This is a genomic window from Streptomyces endophytica, assembly GCF_026153355.1.
GTDB lineage: Bacteria > Actinomycetota > Actinomycetes > Streptomycetales > Streptomycetaceae > Streptomyces > Streptomyces endophytica.
Window position 1 is genome coordinate 5,522,512 of record NZ_CP110636.1, and the last position, 14,999, is coordinate 5,537,510.

Annotated in this window: 13 protein-coding genes and 1 pseudogene; 3 read left to right on the forward strand and 11 right to left on the reverse strand. The window is 73.9% G+C overall.

Features of this window, described 5'->3' with window-relative positions; translation table 11 throughout:
- Positions 1-7: 7 nt before the first annotated feature.
- Complete coding sequence (gene ligD, locus OJ254_RS24625) at positions 8-1,030, reverse strand: non-homologous end-joining DNA ligase (protein ID WP_265364111.1); 1,023 nt, start codon at positions 1,028-1,030, stop codon at positions 8-10.
- 74 nt (positions 1,031-1,104) lie between these two features.
- On the opposite strand from ligD, the gene OJ254_RS24630 reads away from it, so the two are divergent.
- Positions 1,105-2,169 carry an ATP-dependent DNA ligase gene (locus tag OJ254_RS24630; RefSeq protein WP_265364112.1) on the forward strand — a complete coding sequence of 355 codons (1,065 nt, stop codon included), beginning with the start codon at positions 1,105-1,107 and terminating at the stop codon, positions 2,167-2,169.
- 26 nt (positions 2,170-2,195) lie between these two features.
- On the opposite strand, the gene OJ254_RS24635 is transcribed toward OJ254_RS24630, so the two are convergent.
- From OJ254_RS24635 to OJ254_RS24650, 4 genes are all read right to left on the reverse strand, one after another.
- Positions 2,196-3,182: an MASE1 domain-containing protein gene (locus OJ254_RS24635; RefSeq protein WP_265365288.1), complete on the reverse strand. Its 987-nt coding sequence runs from the start codon at positions 3,180-3,182 to the stop codon at positions 2,196-2,198.
- A gap of 1 nt (position 3,183) precedes the next feature.
- Positions 3,184-4,080: a PP2C family protein-serine/threonine phosphatase gene (locus OJ254_RS24640; protein WP_265364113.1), complete on the reverse strand. Its 897-nt coding sequence runs from the start codon at positions 4,078-4,080 to the stop codon at positions 3,184-3,186.
- Positions 4,081-4,230: 150 nt separating this feature from the next.
- Positions 4,231-5,817 carry an APC family permease gene (locus OJ254_RS24645; protein WP_265365289.1) on the reverse strand — a complete coding sequence of 529 codons (1,587 nt, stop codon included), beginning with the start codon at positions 5,815-5,817 and terminating at the stop codon, positions 4,231-4,233.
- A 187-nt stretch (positions 5,818-6,004) separates the two neighbouring features.
- On the reverse strand, positions 6,005-6,286 hold the full coding sequence (locus OJ254_RS24650; RefSeq protein ID WP_265364114.1) for a hypothetical protein: 282 nt from the start codon (positions 6,284-6,286) through the stop codon (positions 6,005-6,007).
- Between the two features lie 151 nt (positions 6,287-6,437).
- Between OJ254_RS24650 and OJ254_RS24655 the strand changes: the two genes are divergently transcribed.
- The gene (locus OJ254_RS24655) at positions 6,438-6,692 is read left to right on the forward strand and encodes a YtxH domain-containing protein (RefSeq protein ID WP_265364115.1); all 255 of its coding nucleotides are present in this window, start codon (positions 6,438-6,440) and stop codon (positions 6,690-6,692) included.
- Between the two features lie 18 nt (positions 6,693-6,710).
- On the opposite strand, the gene OJ254_RS24660 is transcribed toward OJ254_RS24655, so the two are convergent.
- Positions 6,711-7,091 carry an acyl-CoA carboxylase subunit epsilon gene (locus tag OJ254_RS24660; RefSeq protein WP_265364116.1) on the reverse strand — a complete coding sequence of 127 codons (381 nt, stop codon included), beginning with the start codon at positions 7,089-7,091 and terminating at the stop codon, positions 6,711-6,713.
- Positions 7,092-7,404: 313 nt separating this feature from the next.
- Here OJ254_RS24660 and efeB point away from each other — a divergent pair, with 313 nt between their 5' ends.
- Positions 7,405-8,658, forward strand: coding sequence for an iron uptake transporter deferrochelatase/peroxidase subunit (efeB, locus tag OJ254_RS24665; protein ID WP_265364117.1), 1,254 nt, complete (start codon positions 7,405-7,407; stop codon positions 8,656-8,658).
- A gap of 471 nt (positions 8,659-9,129) precedes the next feature.
- Here efeB and hypE read toward each other — a convergent pair whose 3' ends face one another.
- The 5 genes and pseudogenes from hypE to hypB all read right to left on the reverse strand — a co-directional run bounded on the left by hypE (position 9,130) and on the right by hypB (position 14,998).
- Complete coding sequence (hypE, locus tag OJ254_RS24670; protein WP_265365290.1) at positions 9,130-10,185, reverse strand: hydrogenase expression/formation protein HypE; 1,056 nt, start codon at positions 10,183-10,185, stop codon at positions 9,130-9,132.
- Between the two features lie 76 nt (positions 10,186-10,261).
- A complete protein-coding gene (gene hypD, locus OJ254_RS24675; protein ID WP_265364118.1) occupies positions 10,262-11,386 on the reverse strand; it encodes a hydrogenase formation protein HypD in 1,125 nt (374 codons plus the stop codon).
- Entirely contained in the window at positions 11,383-11,706 is a 324-nt protein-coding gene (locus OJ254_RS24680; protein ID WP_201811825.1) for a HypC/HybG/HupF family hydrogenase formation chaperone, read from the reverse strand. Before OJ254_RS24680 ends, hypD begins: the two co-directional genes overlap by 4 nt.
- A gap of 48 nt (positions 11,707-11,754) precedes the next feature.
- A pseudogene (gene hypF / locus OJ254_RS24685) lies at positions 11,755-14,228 on the reverse strand (carbamoyltransferase HypF).
- Positions 14,225-14,998, reverse strand: a complete 774-nt coding sequence (gene hypB, locus OJ254_RS24690) for a hydrogenase nickel incorporation protein HypB (RefSeq protein ID WP_265364119.1) — start codon at positions 14,996-14,998, stop codon at positions 14,225-14,227. Before hypB ends, hypF begins: the two are co-directional and overlap by 4 nt.
- Between the last annotated feature and the right edge of the window lies 1 nt (position 14,999).

The following is a 14,999-nucleotide window of genomic DNA, read 5'->3' on the forward strand; positions in this document are numbered from 1 at the left end:
GGGGCCGTCAGCGCTTGCGGGCCCGGCTCGGCTGCACCCGGGGCGGCTCCCCCGGCATCTTCGGGTGGTCGGGCGGATAGGGCAGATCGCCCAGCCCCTCGTCGGCCGCCTGCCGGTCCGCGAGGTCGAAGACGGATTCCAGCCCGAAGGCGTGGTCCGCCATGTCGGCGTGCACATCACCGAGTTCCGCGAACCGCCGCGGCATCGTGCGCAGGTCGAAGTCCTCCGGGACGGCGTCGGACAGCTCCTCCCAGCGCAGCGGGGCGGAGACCGTGGCGCGCGGCCGGGCACGCAGCGAATAGGCCGAGGCGATCGTGCGGTCCCGGGCCATCTGGTTGTAGTCGACGAAGATCTTCGCGCCGCGTTCCTCCTTCCACCAGGCCGAGGTGACCAGGTCCGGCAGCCGCCGTTCCATGGCCCGGGCCACGGTGATCGCGGCCCGTCGGACCTCGGTGAACGTCCACTGCGGCCGGATCGGCACGTAGATGTGCACGCCCCGGCCGCCGGAGGTCTTGGGCCAGCCGCGCAGCCCGTGCTCGTCGAGCAGTGCGCGCAGCTCGTGGGCGACCCGTACGGCGTCCGTGAAGTCGGTGCCGGGCTGCGGGTCGAGGTCGATCCGCAGTTCGTCGGGGTGCTCGGTGTCGCCGCGGCGGACCGGCCACGGGTGGAAGGTCAGGCACCCGAGATTGGCCGCCCAGACCACGGCGGCGGGCTCGGTGGGGCACATCTCGTCGGCGAACCGCCCACTGGGGAAGGCGATCCGGGCGGTCGGCAGCCAGTCGGGCAGGCCCTTGGGCGCCCGCTTCTGGTAGAAGAACTCGCCCTCCACGCCGTCGGGGAAGCGCTGCATCGTGGTGGGCCGGTCGCGCAGCCCGCGCAGCACCCCGTCCGCGACCGCGAGGTAGTAGCGGGCGACGTCCAGCTTCGTGAAGCCGCGCTCCGGGTAGTACGTCTTGTCCGGGTGGGACACCCGCACCGTGCGCCCCGCGACGTCCAGCTCGACGGCCTCGTTGGCCCGACCTCCGGTCATGCCTCCACGCTAGAGCGTGCCCGGGGGTTCCGCCCGGCGCGCGGGAAGCGGCCCGAGCCCTCAGGATCGGGACCATGGACCTGCCCGTCATGCCCCCGGTCTCCCCCATGCTCGCCAAGCCGGTGGCCGGCATCCCCGCCGGCATGCAGTACGAGGCCAAGTGGGACGGCTTCCGGGTCATCGTCTTCCGCGACGGTACGGAGGTCGAGATCGCCAGCCGCACGACGAAGTCGCTCAGCCGCTACTTCCCCGAGGTCATCGCGGCGGTCCGGGACGAGCTGCCGCGGCGCTGCGTCGTCGACGGCGAGATCGTCATCGCCCATGACGGCCGGCTGCACTTCGAGGAGCTGCTGGAACGCATCCACCCGGCGGACTCCCGGGTCCGCACCCTCGCCGAGCGGACACCGGCCTCCCTGATCGCCTTCGACCTGCTGGCCCTGGGCTCCGACTCCCTGATGCGCGAGCCGCAGACCGCCCGCCGCGAGGCGCTGGTGGAGGCGCTGCGGACGGCCCGGCCGCCGGTGTACACCGCGCCGGCCACCACCGATCAGGAGCTGGCGCAGCGCTGGTTCACGCAGTTCGAGGGCGCGGGGCTGGACGGGGTGATCGCCAAACCGCTGGACCTGCCGTACCGGCCCGGTGACCGGGTGATGTTCAAGGTGAAGCACGCCCGCACCGCCGACTGCGTCGTGGCGGGCTACCGGCTGCACAAGAGCGGCCCGGTGGTCGGCTCGCTGCTGCTGGGCCTGCACGACGACGCCGGTCAGCTCCAGCACGTCGGGGTGTGCGCGTCGTTCCCCATGGCCCGGCGGCGCGCCCTGGTCGAGGAGCTGGCGCCGCTGCGGATGGACGATGCCGCGGAGCACCCGTGGGGCGCGTGGACGGACGAGGAGGCGCACGCGTCCCGGCGGATGCCCGGCGGGCCGAGCCGGTGGAGCGGCGGCAAGGACCTCTCATGGGTGCCGCTGCGCCCGGAGCGGGTGTGCGAGGTGGCCTACGACCACATGGAGGGCAGCAGGTTCCGGCACACCGCCCAGTTCCGCCACTGGCGTCCGGACCGTACGCCGGAGAGCTGCACCTACGCCCAGCTGGAGGAGCCGGTGGGCTACGACCTGGGGGAACTGCTGCGGGACGACTGACCGCCGGGCCCACGGGGCTCCGCCCCCTAGCGCCCGTCCTCCTCCGGCGGCCAGCGGCGGCGGCTCTCCCCCGGCGCGAGGCGGTCGACGACCTCGGCCAGTTCGGTGCAGGCCAGCTCGATCTTGCGGCGGATGGCGATCTGCTCGGTGACGACCGCCGACAGCAGCAGCGCGGTGAGCGCGGCGGACGCGTTGAGCGCCTGCAGGTTGACCATGGCCTCCAGCAGGCTCTGGCCCTCGAACGGTCCGGTGCGGTCGGTCGCCGCCGAGATCGCCGGCACGGACACCACCAGCACGCAGGGCGCCGCACCGGCCAGCTGGAAGCGCAGCGCCGCCCACACGATCACCGGGAAGACCAGGAACAGCAGCGACAGCGTGCTGTGCACCACCACGAGGGAGACCAGGACCGCGGCGGCCAGCAGGGCCACCGCCTCCGCCGACCGCACGAGGGGCAGGTCCCGGGGCGGCCGCAGGGTGCGGGCGGCGAGCACGAGCGGGGTGACGACGAGGACGCCCATCGCGTCGCCCACCCACCACGCCGCCCAGGTCCGCCAGAAGTCCCCGGCCGGCAGCGCGCCGGTGATGACCTGGGTGCCGCTGCCGAACGTCGCGCTGATCACCATGCCGGCGAACGCGCCGAGGGCGACCAGTGCGATGCCGTCCCGCAGCCGGTCCAGTTCGGTCCGGAACCCCACCTTGCGCAGCATCAGACAGGCGCACACCGGGGCGAGGGTGTTGCCGGTCATGATGGCGAGGACGGATCCGTCGAGCGGACTGATCGAGGCGACGACGAGGAGCGTGCCGAGGAAGACGGCCGGCCAGGTCCACAGCCCGATCAGCAACAGGCTGCTGAGCGCGATACCGGTGGGCGGCCATAAGGGCGTGACCACGGCACCGGCGACCACCACCTGTTCCAGCAGCCCGATCCGGGCGGACGCGTAGTAGACGGCGGTGAGGACGAGGATCGTCAGGGCTGCCGGTGCGAGACGGCGGAGTTGCTCGGTACGCACCACATCAGCCATCAGACAACGCCGGCGACCGGGCACCGGCCACGACACGCGCGCCCCGCTCGCGCTTCACCCACTCCTGGCCGCCGGCGCCGTCGTAGCGCAGCACGAGCACCGCGGAGTCGTCGGTGTGCCCGGTCAGTTCCGCCACGCTCATCGCCGCCGCGGCGACCGCCGCCGGATCGCTGCCCGCGTTGGCCCGCACCAGCCGCATCACCTGCGTCAGCCCGGCTTCCATGGGGAACGCCGGTCCCTCCACGACCCCGTCGGTGACCAGGGCGAACGCGCCCGCGATGGCCAGCCGGCGGCGGGTGACCGGGTACTCCTCCCCCGGCGCGATACCCAGCGGCAGGCCCCCGGGGTCGTCGGCCAGGCCGAACCGGCCGTCGGTGGTGGCCCAGACGGCCGGTACGTGGCCGGCCCGGGCGCTGGTCAGCTCCCAGCCGGCCGGGTCGAAGCGGAGGAAGGTGCAGGTCGCGAAGAGCCCGTAGTCGACGGAGAGCAGCAGGTCGTTGGCGCGGCTGAGCACCTCGCCGGGGTCGGCGGCGTGCACGGCGACGGCCCGCAGCCCGAGCCGGATCTGCCCCATGAAGGCCGCCGCCTCCACGTCGTGGCCCTGCACGTCGCCGATGCAGAACGCCAGTGACCCGTCGGGCAGCGGGAAGCCGTCGTACCAGTCGCCGCCGATGTCCAGGCCGTGCCGGGCCGGGGCGTAGGTGGCGGCGGCGCGCAGCCCGGGGAGCTGCGGCAGCCGGGCCGGCAGCAGCTCGCGCTGCAGTGCCTCGGCGAGCTCCACGCGGGCCCGCTGCTTCTCGGCGCCCTCCCGCGCCTGGGCGGTCAGCCGCCCGAGCGTGGTCAGCAGATCGTCGGCGCTCGCCGACCGCGGGGGACGACGCCGAAGCATGGATCGCTCCCGGGTGCATCGGTGCATGGGCCACTGCGGCGGCGCGCTCCGTGCGGCGGATCCGCGGGGGCCTCCTGACCTGGGCTCACGGGGCTCGCGTGGGGAGCCCGCCTGTCCGGTTCATCATATTTCTGCGGGGTGACTTCCGCTTCACGACGCCGGGCCCTCCCCGGCCGCGGAGCGGTTCACCGCCAGGTGGCGGACGCCGGACCGTACGGCCCAGAAGAAGATCCCGGCGGCGAGGACGGCCACCGTGATCGAGTCGTACGGGGCGGGCAGCCGGCCGGAGCCCTCGAAGGTGCCGAGTCCGGAGAGGGCGGTCAGGGCGAGGAGGTAGACCACCAGCCAGGCGCCGGTGCGCAGTTCGGCGGAGAGCGGGCGGCGCGGCCCGGCGCCGTCACTCTCCACGGCCGCGGTGGCGCCGCGGGCGCCCGGGCGGCGCATGACGAGGAAGATCAGCAGGCCGGCGAGGACCAGCGGCAGGGCCAGCCGCAGGTCGTTCCAGCCCGACCAGTAGACGAACTCGCTGGACACGACGAAGCTGACCGGCGCGATCCAGCGCAGGCCGGGCACCCAGCCGGCGGTGCCGCCGCCCGGTTCGGAGCGGAACACCGCGACCGCGACCGCCGAGGCGGCGTAGATCAGCAGGTACATGTCGCCCATCACGCTCACGATGTCCTGCCAGCCGCCGAAGGGCAGCAGGAAGACCACGATGACCAGGAGGTTGATCGCCAGTGCCCGGCGCGGGACGCCGAACCGCTCGTTGACCTTCATGAAGTACCGCGGGATCGTGCCGTTCTTGGCGAGCGCGTAGGTGTGCCGGGCGTCGATGGCCACGCCGACGTAGGCCGAGCCGCCGGGCGAGATGACCGCGTCCGCGTAGAGCAGGCTGGACAGCCAGTGCAGGTTGAGGATCAGGGCGAGCTGGCCGAACGGCGAGTCGAAGGAGACGCCCTGCCAGCCGTGGCCCAGCAGGCTCTCGGGGACGGTGAAGAGGAACGCCAGCTGCAGCGCGAGGTACATGGCCACGGCCAGGCCGATGCCGGTGAGCACCGCCGCGGGGATGGTGCGGCGGGGGTTGCGGGTCTCACCGGAGAAGTCCAGCGGGGCCTGGAAGCCGTTGACGGAGTAGACGATGCCGCCGCCGGCCAGCGCGGTCAGGCACGCCACGTAGCCGTACGGGGCGAAGCCGCCGTGATCGGTGAGCCGGCCGGAGTGCCAGCCGGAGGCGAACAGCGCGATCACGGTGACGACCGGCACGGCGATCTTGAACACCGAGATCAGGTTGTTCATCCGGGCGAACATCCGCACCGCGAACCAGTTCAGCGCCGTCAGCAGCACGCTGAGCCCGGCGGCCAGGCCGAGCCCGCCGAGGGTGAGGGTGTGGCCGTTGTAGAGGCCGGGGAGGTAGTGCGCCGTGTACTGCATGATCGCGCTGATCTCGGCCGCGGTGCCGCCCACGGACAGCAGGGTCGACCAGCCGATGAGGGTGCCGACCAGCCGGCCGCTGGCGAACAGCGGCCAGCGGACCGTGCCGCCGCCCTCCGGCCGGGACGCGCCGAGCTCGATCAGGACCAGGGCGACCAGACCGCACAGCAGACCCGCGCCGACCCAGGACAACAGCGCCGCCGGGCCGGCCGTCTGCGCCGCGTACAGGGCCGCGAAGAGCCAGCCGGAGCCGACGATGTTGGAGAAGCCGATGCCGGTCAGTCCCCAGAAGCCGAGGTCACGGCGCAGTCGGCGCTCCTCGGCCTGGACTTCCGGCGCGCCTGCCCCGTCCGCCCCCGCTGATACCTGACGCTCCGCCACAAAAGACTCCTCGTCGCACTGTCCCGGCCGGGCCCGGCCGGTGTCCCGGTCCGCCGGACCCTACTTGACCGGCCCCGGACAGGAATCACACGTCCGCGGTACGGGACCCGGCGCGTCAGGAGAGCCGGTCCGCCGGCACCCCGAAGGCCGTGGTCAGGCCCTCCCGACCGGCGTCGGTGAGCCGGACCACCCGCCGGTACGTGCCGCGCCGCAGCCAGTCCAGGACGAACATCCGGGTGGGGAGGGCGGCGGCGCGGCAGCCGGTCGGTGTCGACGCCGAAGACGGTGAGCTCCCGGCGGCCGTGCGCGGTGAGGACGTAGCCGACCTGGCCGGGGGCGGTGCCGTCGCCGACCGCCCGGTGTGCTCGGCGGCCGGCGTGGCGCTCTCGGTGGTCATCGGCGCCGCGGGTTCCTCGTCGCGGTCGCGCACGCCGCGCGCTGGATTCCGCGCATCATCCGGCGGAAACGGGTAGGAACTGAGACGGGAACAGATGATCGGTGCACGGGGGGATCGTCCGTGGCCGGCGAACGAGGCGAGGAGCAGCCCGATGACACTGCCATGGCGTGAGGACGAGAGCTGGCGCCGCCGCTATCCGCAGGCGGGCCCCGACTGGACGCAGGGGATGCCGCAGGGACCGACGGAGCCGCTGACCCCCATGGGGCGGATCGACCAGTACGGCCGGATGGGCAGCGCGCTGCGCGGCGGATATGTCGCGCCCTGGCAGCGCAAGGTGATCCTCGGCTTCGTCATCGGCGCCGTCGTCGTCACGGCGGTGGCGCTGCTGCTGGCCTTCTTCGGCTGACCCCGGCCCGGTCACGGCTCAGGCGCAGGTCCAACAGCCGGACCAGCAGGCGGAACGGCCCGGACGGTGCCCCCGCGCGTGCCGGCGGTCGGCCGGGCGTTCCTCCTCCGCGGGCTCCGGACCGTCGGCGAGGGCCCGCAGTTCGGCGAGCCGGGCGGTCAACACGACGGTGAGCGCGGCCAGTTCCTCGGGGTCGGCGTGCCCCCGCTCGATCCGGAAGGTGAGACCGGGCGGTGCCTCGTCCGGCGGGCCCTGCTCGTCGGGCGGCTCCGCACCGAGCACCGGGGCCAGGTCCATCGGGATGCCGAGGTCGTCCGGCCGCGGCCGGCCGTTGGGTGTCCGGGCGCCGGCCGGCGGGCTCTCGGCGCTCTGGGTGCTCTCGTCGGTGAAGGCGTTCATGTGCGGGGGTTCCTGGAGTCGGGGGCGGGGCGCGGCCGGTGCCCGCGCGTCGCGTGGGGCGGCCGTGCCGGGTGCCACGCCGGCCCCGGCCCGCGCCGTGTTCGGGCAGGTCACACGGGCGACGCTAAAAGCGCCCCGGCGCCCCCGCGCGCGCAGCGGCGGCCGGCTGCGCCGTTCGGGCGACCGGGCGGGGGTCCCAGGCGTGATATCCCGCACCGAGGCCGTGTTGGTCCCGCCGCGCGTGCCCCGGGCGGCGAGCATCACGCACAGGTATGTGCAGGTGCCGGATGACGCAGTCAGGATGGGCGGGACGATGAGATGTGATCGGGCCGGAGACGGGCATGCCGCGGCGCGGGGCGACGGGCGGCGGGAATTCCTCAGGTGTGCGGCCGGCGTCGCGGGGGTGGCGGCCGCCGGGGGCCTCGGCGGCGAGGCGGTCGCCGCGGGCCGGCCGGCGGCCGGGCGGGACGGCCGCCGGGACCTGCCCGACCGGGTGCCGTTCCACGGCCACCACCAGGCCGGCGTGGTGACGCCGCAGCAGCTCTGCGCGGGTTTCATCGGCTTCGACGTGCTCGCCGAGGACCGCGACGGTCTGGTGGAGCTGTTCCAGAAGCTCACCCACCGGTCCCGGGTCCTGACGGGCGGGGTGAAGCCGCGCGACGAGCGGGTGTCCTCGGAGCGCCCCACGCCGGACTCGCTCACGATCACGCTCGGCGTGGGCGCCTCGCTGTTCGACGACCGTTACGGACTGTCCGGGCACAAGCCCCGCCATCTCAAGGCGATGCCGGCGTTCCCCGACGACCGGCTGGAACCGTCCCGCTGCCACGGCGACCTGTCGCTGCAGATCTGCGCCGAGCACCCGGACGCCATCGTGCACGTCCTGCGCGACCTCGCACGGGAAACGGACGGCCTGCTCCGGCCGCGCTGGCGGGCGAACGCCTTCCTCAACCCCTCCCGGCCGTCCGGGGCCCGGCGCAACCTGCTGGGCTTCAAGGACGGCATCGTCAACCCGGACACCGACTCGGGCCGGGAGATGGACCGGCTGATGTGGGTGACACCGCCCTGCGGCGAGCCGGAATGGGCGCTCGGCGGCTGCTACCAGGTGCTGCGGCTGATCCGCTTCCACGTCGAGAAGTGGGACAAGGTGCCGCTGCGGCGGCAGGAGAGGATCTTCGGCCGGCACAAGGCGAGCGGTGCGCCGCTGGACGGCCGGCACGAGACGGACGCGCCGGACTACCGGCATGACCCGCACGGCCGGATCATCCCGCTCGACTCCCACATCCGGCTGGCCAACCCGCGCACCCACAAGACGGACGACTCCCGCTTCCTGCGGCGCAGTTACAACTACGACGAGGGCTTCGACCACAAGGGCGGGATGGACCTCGGCCTGGTCTTCTGCGGCTACCAGCAGGACCCGGAGCGCCAGTTCGCGACCGTACAGCGCCGCCTGGAACACGAGCCGCTGTCGCGCTTCATCACCCCCGTCGGCGGCGGCTACTTCTTCGTCCTCCCGGGCGTACGGGACGAGGACGACTGGTTCGGGTCCCATCTTTTGCAGAAGGCTTAACCCCCACGTACCCGTCTCTCCCGCCGCGGGGCTCGCTCGCCGTTGCGCTTTGCGGCGCCCCGCACGTACCTGGCCGTCCCGCCGCGGGGTTTGGTCGCCGTTGCGCCTGGCGGCGGGCGTTGTTTGTCGGGTGCGGTGCCGGCCCTCCAGACTTCGTCCTCCGGTCCAGCCCTTCCCGTGAGTGGGAGTTTCAAGCTGGTTGGGGGCGGGCCCTATCCGTTGCCTGCGGGCACGTGGGCATTACGTGCACCCCCACCGTCGTTTTCTTCCCCTCTCACGGGAGGGGACGGGCCGGAGGGGCCGGTTGTGTGGACGTAAAGCGTCAGCAGTCCACACGACCGGCCCCGGAGGTCCGTCACCGCACCCACCACAACCCAGCCCGCCGCAGGCGCAACGGCGAACAACACCCGCGGCGGGAGAGACGGGTACGTGGGAGGCGCCGCAAAGCGCAGCGGACGGGTACGTGGGAAGTCAGCAAATACGCGGCAATTGCTCCCCGAGCGGCAGATCGACCACCCGCGTACCCCCCAGCGGCGTGCGGGCCACCACCATGCCGGGGTGGGTGGCCACGGCCTCGCCGATGACCGCCGCGCCGGCGCCCAAGGGGTGGCTCCGCATCGCGGCCAGTACCGCGTCGGCGTGCTCGCGCGGGACGAACGCCACGAGCTTGCCCTCGTTGGCGACGTACATCGGGTCCAGACCGAGGATGGCGCAGGCGTTGGCGACCGCGGGCGGTACCGGGACGGCGCGTTCCTGGATGACGATCCCGGTGCAGGAGGCGGTGGCGATCTCGCACAGGGCCGCGGCCAGGCCGCCGCGGGTGGGGTCGCGCAGGACGTGCAGGTCGGGGGTGACCGCGAGCATGGTCTCGACGAGCCCGCCGAGCGCGGCGCAGTCGCTCTCGATCTCCACGCCGAATTCCAGGCCCTCGCGGACGCTCATGATGGCCACGCCGTGCACGCCGATGTCGCCGCTGACGATCACCACGTCGCCGGGGACGACGCGCTGCGGGCGGAGGTCGACGCCGTCCGGGATCAGCCCGATGCCGGCGGTGTTGATGTAGACGCCGTCGCCGTGGCCCGCCTCGACGACCTTGGTGTCCCCGGTGGCCACCTCGACCCCGGCGACCCGGGCGGCCGCGCCCATCGCGTCGGCGACCCCGGCGACCACCGGCATCTCCACGCCCTCCTCCAGGATGAAGCCGCAGGAGAGGTAGGCGGCCCGGGCACCGCTCATGGCGAGGTCGTTGACGGTGCCGTTGACGGCGAGGTCGCCGATGCTGCCGCCGGGGAAGAACAGCGGCCGGACCACGAAGGAGTCGGTGGAGAAGGCGAGCCGGGCACCGCCCAGCGCGACCGCCGCGGAGTCGCCGAGCTGCGCGAGGACCTCGCCGCCGAAGGCGGGCACGAAGATCTGCTGGACGAGTTCGGCGGAGAGCGCGCCGCCCCCGCCGTGCCCCATGACGACCCGCGGCTGATCGCGCAGCGGGGTGGGGCAGGTCCAGCCGGAGATGTCGACGGTGGGCAGTCCGCGGTCGGCCGGTGTGGGGGCGCCGGCGGCGGCGTTCGACGCGTTCGACGCCGTCAGCGGGGTGTGCGGGGTGTCAGGCAACGGGGCTCGCCTCCAGCGGGGTGGGCGGGGTGCCGAGTCGGCGGTACAGGTAGTAGGCGGCGCACGCGCCCTCGCTGGAGACCATGGTGGCGCCCAGCGGGGTGCGCGGGGTGCAGGTGGTACCGAACGCCTCGCACTCGTGCGGCTTGAGGAGCCCCTGCAGGACCTCGCCGCTGCGGCAGGCGGCCGGTTCGCGGGTGGCGATGCCCTCGACGGAGAAGCGGTGTTCGGCGTCGTAGTCGCGGTAGCGCTCGGAGAGCCGCCAGCCGCTGGCGGGGATGGTGCCGATGCCCCGCCAGCTGCGGTCGGTGACCTCGAAGACGTCCGCGAGCATGGCCTGCGCGGCGGGGTTGCCCTCGCTGCGGACGGCGCGCGGGTAGGCGTTGTCCACGGTGTGCTCGCCGCGCTCCAGTTGGCGGACGGTGCGGCGGATGCCCTCCAGGATGTCGAGCGGTTCGAAGCCGGTGACCACGATCGGCACCCGGAAGCGTTCGGCCAGTGCGGGGTACTCCGCCATGCCCATCACGCTGCACACATGGCCGGCGGCGAGGAACGCCTGGACCCGGCAGCTGGGCGAGGTCATGATCGCCTCGATGGCGGGCGGGACCCGGACGTGCGAGACCAGCATGCTGAAGTTGCGGATGCCGAGCCTGTGGGCCTGATGGACCGTCATGGCGTTGGGCGGAGCGGTCGTCTCGAAGCCGATGCCGAAGAACACCACCTCGCGGTCCGGGTTCTGCTGGGCGGTCTTCAGCGCGTCGAGCGGGGAGTACACCACCCGTACGTCGCCGCCCTCGCCGCGCACCTGGAACAGATCGCGGTCGCTGCCGGGGACCCGGAGCATGTCGCCGAAGGAGCAGAAGATCACGTCCGGGCGGGAGGCGATCTCCAGCGCCTTGTCGATCACCTCCAGCGGGGTGACGCACACCGGGCAGCCCGGCCCGTGGATCAACTCGACCTGTTCCGGCAGGAGTTGGTCGATGCCGTGCCGGATGATGGTGTGCGTCTGGCCGCCGCAGACCTCCATCAGGGCCCACGGACGGGTCGCCGTGGCCCGGATGTCGTCCAGCAGCCGGCGGGCCAGCTCGGGGTCCTGGAATTCGTCGATGTACTTCATTTCCGCGCCTCCCGCGCCGTGTCGCCGCCGACGGCCGCAGGAGCGGCGCCCGCCTCCGCGGCCGCCGCCTCCCAGGGGTCGCCGAACTCCTCCTGGAGCAGCCCCAGTTCCTCGAAGAGGGCCAGGGTCTGGCGGGCCGAGTCCTCGTCCAGGCGCTGCAGCGCGAAGCCGACGTGGACGATCGCGTACTCGCCGACCTGGAGGTCGGGGACGTACTCCAGGCACACTTCCTTGACCACGCCGCCGAAGTCGACGGTGGCCATCCGGGTGCCGTCCCGTTCCTCGATGTCCAGTACTTTGCCGGGTACCGCCAGGCACATGGGCCTCTCCTCGTCATCAAGCGTCGTCCGCCGCGGCCGCGGCGCCGTTCAGGGCACGCCCACCCCGCCGTGCACGGGTGCGGTGCGCGCCGCCACGACGATCTGGCCGAGCGCCAGGCCCCCGTCGTTGGGCGGGACCCGGCGGTGCCGCAGCACGGTGAAACCGTCCTGGCCGAGCAGCCGGGCGGCGGCCTCGGAGAGCAGCGTGTTGGCGAACACCCCACCGGTCAGTACGACGGTCGTCAGGCCCGCGCGCTCCCGGGCCAGCGCGCAGCAGCGCCGTACGAGCCCGGCGACCGCGGTGTGGAAGCGGGCGGCGATCAGCGCCGGTGCGGTGCCGGCCCGGACGTCCGCGACGACGGCCGCGAGCAGCGGCGCCGGGTCGGCGACGGTGTCGGCGGCCGCGCGGTCCGCCGGGGTGTCGGGGCCGGTGCGCAGGGCGAAGGCGTAGCCGGGCGCGGGGGCCTCGCCGGCGGTCAGGGCCGCGGCTTCGAGGGCGAGCGCGGCCTGCGCCTCGTATCCGGCGTGGTGGCAGATGCCGGCCAGGGAGGAGACCGCGTCGAAGAGGCGGCCCATGCTGGAGGTGGGCACGCAGTTGAGGTCGCGTTCGAGCTGCCGGGCGAGCAGCCGCCGTTCGTCGGGCGGGCAGACGGCGACCGGCGGGAGGTCCGCGGCCCAGTCGATGCCGGCCGCGCGCAGATGGGCCAGGGCCATCCGGTAGGGGCGGCGTACGGCGGCGTCGCCGCCGGGCAGCGGGACGTAGGCGAGGCGGCCGAAGCGGCGGTAGCCGTCGTAGTCGGCGAGCAGGATCTCGCCGCCCCAGACGGCCTGGTCGTCGCCGTAGCCGGTGCCGTCGAAGGCGACGCCGATGACCGGGCGGCCGCCGTCGAGGCCGTGTTCGGCCATGGCCGCGGCGATGTGCGCGTGGTGGTGCTGGACGCGGACCAGCGGACGGCCGTCGGTGTGCCGCTGAGCCCACTGGCCGGAGCGGTAGCCGGGGTGCCGGTCGGCGGCGAGGAGCTGGGGGCGGACCCCGGTGACCGTCTCCAGGTGCGCCTCGGCCTGTTCGAAGGCCAGTTGGGTGGCGAAGTCGTCCATGTCGCCGATGTGTGCCGACAGCCAGGCGCGGCGGCCCTCGGCCAGGCAGAGCACGTTCTTCAGGTCGCCGCCGGCCGCGAGCGCGGGGCGGACCGCCACCGGGAGCGGGACCGGGAACGGGGCGTAGCCGCGGGAGCGGCGGACGAACAGCGGCTCGCCGTCGTCGGTGGCCCGGACCACCGAGTCGTCGCAGGGGACGCGGATCCGGCGGTCGTGGGTGAGCCAGGCGTCGGCCAGTCCGGCGAGCCGCCGCACGGCGTCCTCGTCGTCGGTGACGATCGGCTCGCCGGCGAGGTTGCCGCTGGTCATCACGAGCAGCCGGGGGCCTCGGGGGTCCCCCGGCCCGGGCGAAGCCGACAGCGGAGGAGGGTCGCCGGGCAGCCCGAGCAGCAGGTGGTGCAGCGGGGTGTACGGCAGCATGACGCCCAGGTCGGGGCTGCCGGGGGCGACCGCGGGGGACGGCACCGGCGCGTCCGCGGCGGGTGCGGGGTGGGGGCGGCGGCGCAGCAGGACGATCGGGCGCTGGGGCCCGGTGAGCAGTGCGCGTTCCGCGGGCCGGATGCGTACCAGGTGGGCGAGGTCGTCGACCTGACGGGCCATCAGGGCGAAGGGCTTGTCGCCGCGGGCCTTGCGGCGGCGCAGCAGGGCGACGGCGGTGTCGTCGGTGGCGTCGCAGACCAGGTGGTAGCCGCCGAGGCCCTTGACGGCGACGATCGCGCCGGTGGCGAGCAGGTGCCGGGTGGCGGCGACCGGGTCGGGGTCCGGTGCTGGCCGCGGCGCTGCGGCGGGGTCCGCGGGGTCGGCGAGCAGCAGCCGCAGCCGGGGCCGCAGTCGTGGCAGGCGATCGGCTGGGCGTGGAACCGCCGGTCGGCCGGATCGGCGTACTCCCGGGCGCAGCGCGGGCACATCGGGAAGCGGTCCATGGTCGTCCGGGCCCGGTCGTAGGGCAGCGCGGTGACGATGGTGAAGCGCGGACCGCAGTGCGTGCAGGTGATGAAGGGGTGGCGGTGGCGGCGGTCGGCCGGGTCGGCGAGTTCGGCCAGGCAGGCGTCGCACGTGGCGGCGTCCGGCGCGACGAGGGTGCGGGAGGGGCCCGGTCCGCGGGAGGGCAGGATGCGGAAGCCGGTGTCGCCGGTGACGGCGAGGTCCTCGCCCTCCACGGTGTCGACGACGGCCAGCGGCGGCGCCTCGCCGGCGATCCGGGTGCCGAAGACGGCGAGCGCGGCGGGCGGGCCCTCGACCTCGGCGAGCACGCCCTCGCCGGTGTTGGTCACATGACCGGCCAGGCCCAGTTCGGTGGCGAGGCCGTGGACGAACGGGCGGAAGCCGACGCCCTGGACGACGCCGCGCACGGTGATCCTGCGGCGCGCGGTGACCGGCGCGGGGGCGCCCGCGGGGGCCCGGTCGACCTGCCCGGTGGTCATGAGCGGCTCGACGCCACGGTGCCGAGGTCGGCGGAGTGCTCGTCGCGCGGCTGGGGTTCGCTCTCGTCGTGGACGTGGTGGGAGGTGCGGGTCATCACGGGGATGTGCACCGGCGCGCCGTCACGGGCCGCCAGCGCCCGGTCCAGCAGCACCCCCTCGCCGATGCCCTGCCGCACCGAGGTGAGGTGCACCTCGACGCCGGGGTTGACCCGTTCGACGTTGGCGCGGAACTCCTCCTCGTCGAAGGAGACCGCCTCGGCGATGTCGGTCTTGGTGACCACGACCAGGTGGGCGAGGCCGAAGGCGGTGGGGTACTTCAGCGGTTTGTCCTCGCCCTCGGTCACCGAGGCCAGCACCACCCGCAGGGTCTCGCCGAGGTCGTAGGAGGCCGGGCAGACCAGGTTGCCGACGTTCTCGATGAACAGCAGCCGGGTCTCGGCGGGGAGCCAGTCGTGCAGGTGCCCGCCGAGCATCTCGGCCTCCAGGTGGCACAGCCCGTCGGTGAGGATCTGTTTGACGGGTACTCCGGAACGGGCCAGCCGGACCGCGTCGTTCTCGGTGGCCAGGTCGGCGGTGAGCGCGGCGACCGGGATGCCGCGGTCGCGGGCGAGGGTGAGTTCGCGCTCCAGGAGGGCGGTCTTGCCGCTGCCGGGGCTGGAGAGCAGGTTGACCAGCGCGGTGCCGCGGGCCGCGAGGTCCTCGCGCAGGGTGTGGGCGCAGGCGTCGTTCTTGGCGAGAACCGCCTGTTGCAGGTCGACGACACGGCACATG

What these genes read in the sequence shown, in the direction of transcription:
- OJ254_RS24650 (WP_265364114.1), bottom strand. Translation starts at nt 6,286, where the DNA reads ATGACCACCGAGAGCGCCACGCCGGCCGCCGAGCACACCGGGCGGTCG.
- ligD (WP_265364111.1), bottom strand. Translation starts at nt 1,030, where the DNA reads ATGACCGGAGGTCGGGCCAACGAGGCCGTCGAGCTGGACGTCGCGGGG.
- OJ254_RS24660 (WP_265364116.1), bottom strand. Translation starts at nt 7,091, where the DNA reads ATGAACGCCTTCACCGACGAGAGCACCCAGAGCGCCGAGAGCCCGCCG.
- OJ254_RS24630 (WP_265364112.1), top strand. Translation starts at nt 1,105, where the DNA reads ATGGACCTGCCCGTCATGCCCCCGGTCTCCCCCATGCTCGCCAAGCCG.
- efeB (WP_265364117.1), top strand. Translation starts at nt 7,405, where the DNA reads ATGAGATGTGATCGGGCCGGAGACGGGCATGCCGCGGCGCGGGGCGAC.
- hypD (WP_265364118.1), bottom strand. Translation starts at nt 11,386, where the DNA reads ATGAAGTACATCGACGAATTCCAGGACCCCGAGCTGGCCCGCCGGCTG.
- hypB (WP_265364119.1), bottom strand. Translation starts at nt 14,998, where the DNA reads ATGTGCCGTGTCGTCGACCTGCAACAGGCGGTTCTCGCCAAGAACGAC.
- OJ254_RS24640 (WP_265364113.1), bottom strand. Translation starts at nt 4,080, where the DNA reads ATGCTTCGGCGTCGTCCCCCGCGGTCGGCGAGCGCCGACGATCTGCTG.
- OJ254_RS24655 (WP_265364115.1), top strand. Translation starts at nt 6,438, where the DNA reads ATGACACTGCCATGGCGTGAGGACGAGAGCTGGCGCCGCCGCTATCCG.
- OJ254_RS24680 (WP_201811825.1), bottom strand. Translation starts at nt 11,706, where the DNA reads ATGTGCCTGGCGGTACCCGGCAAAGTACTGGACATCGAGGAACGGGAC.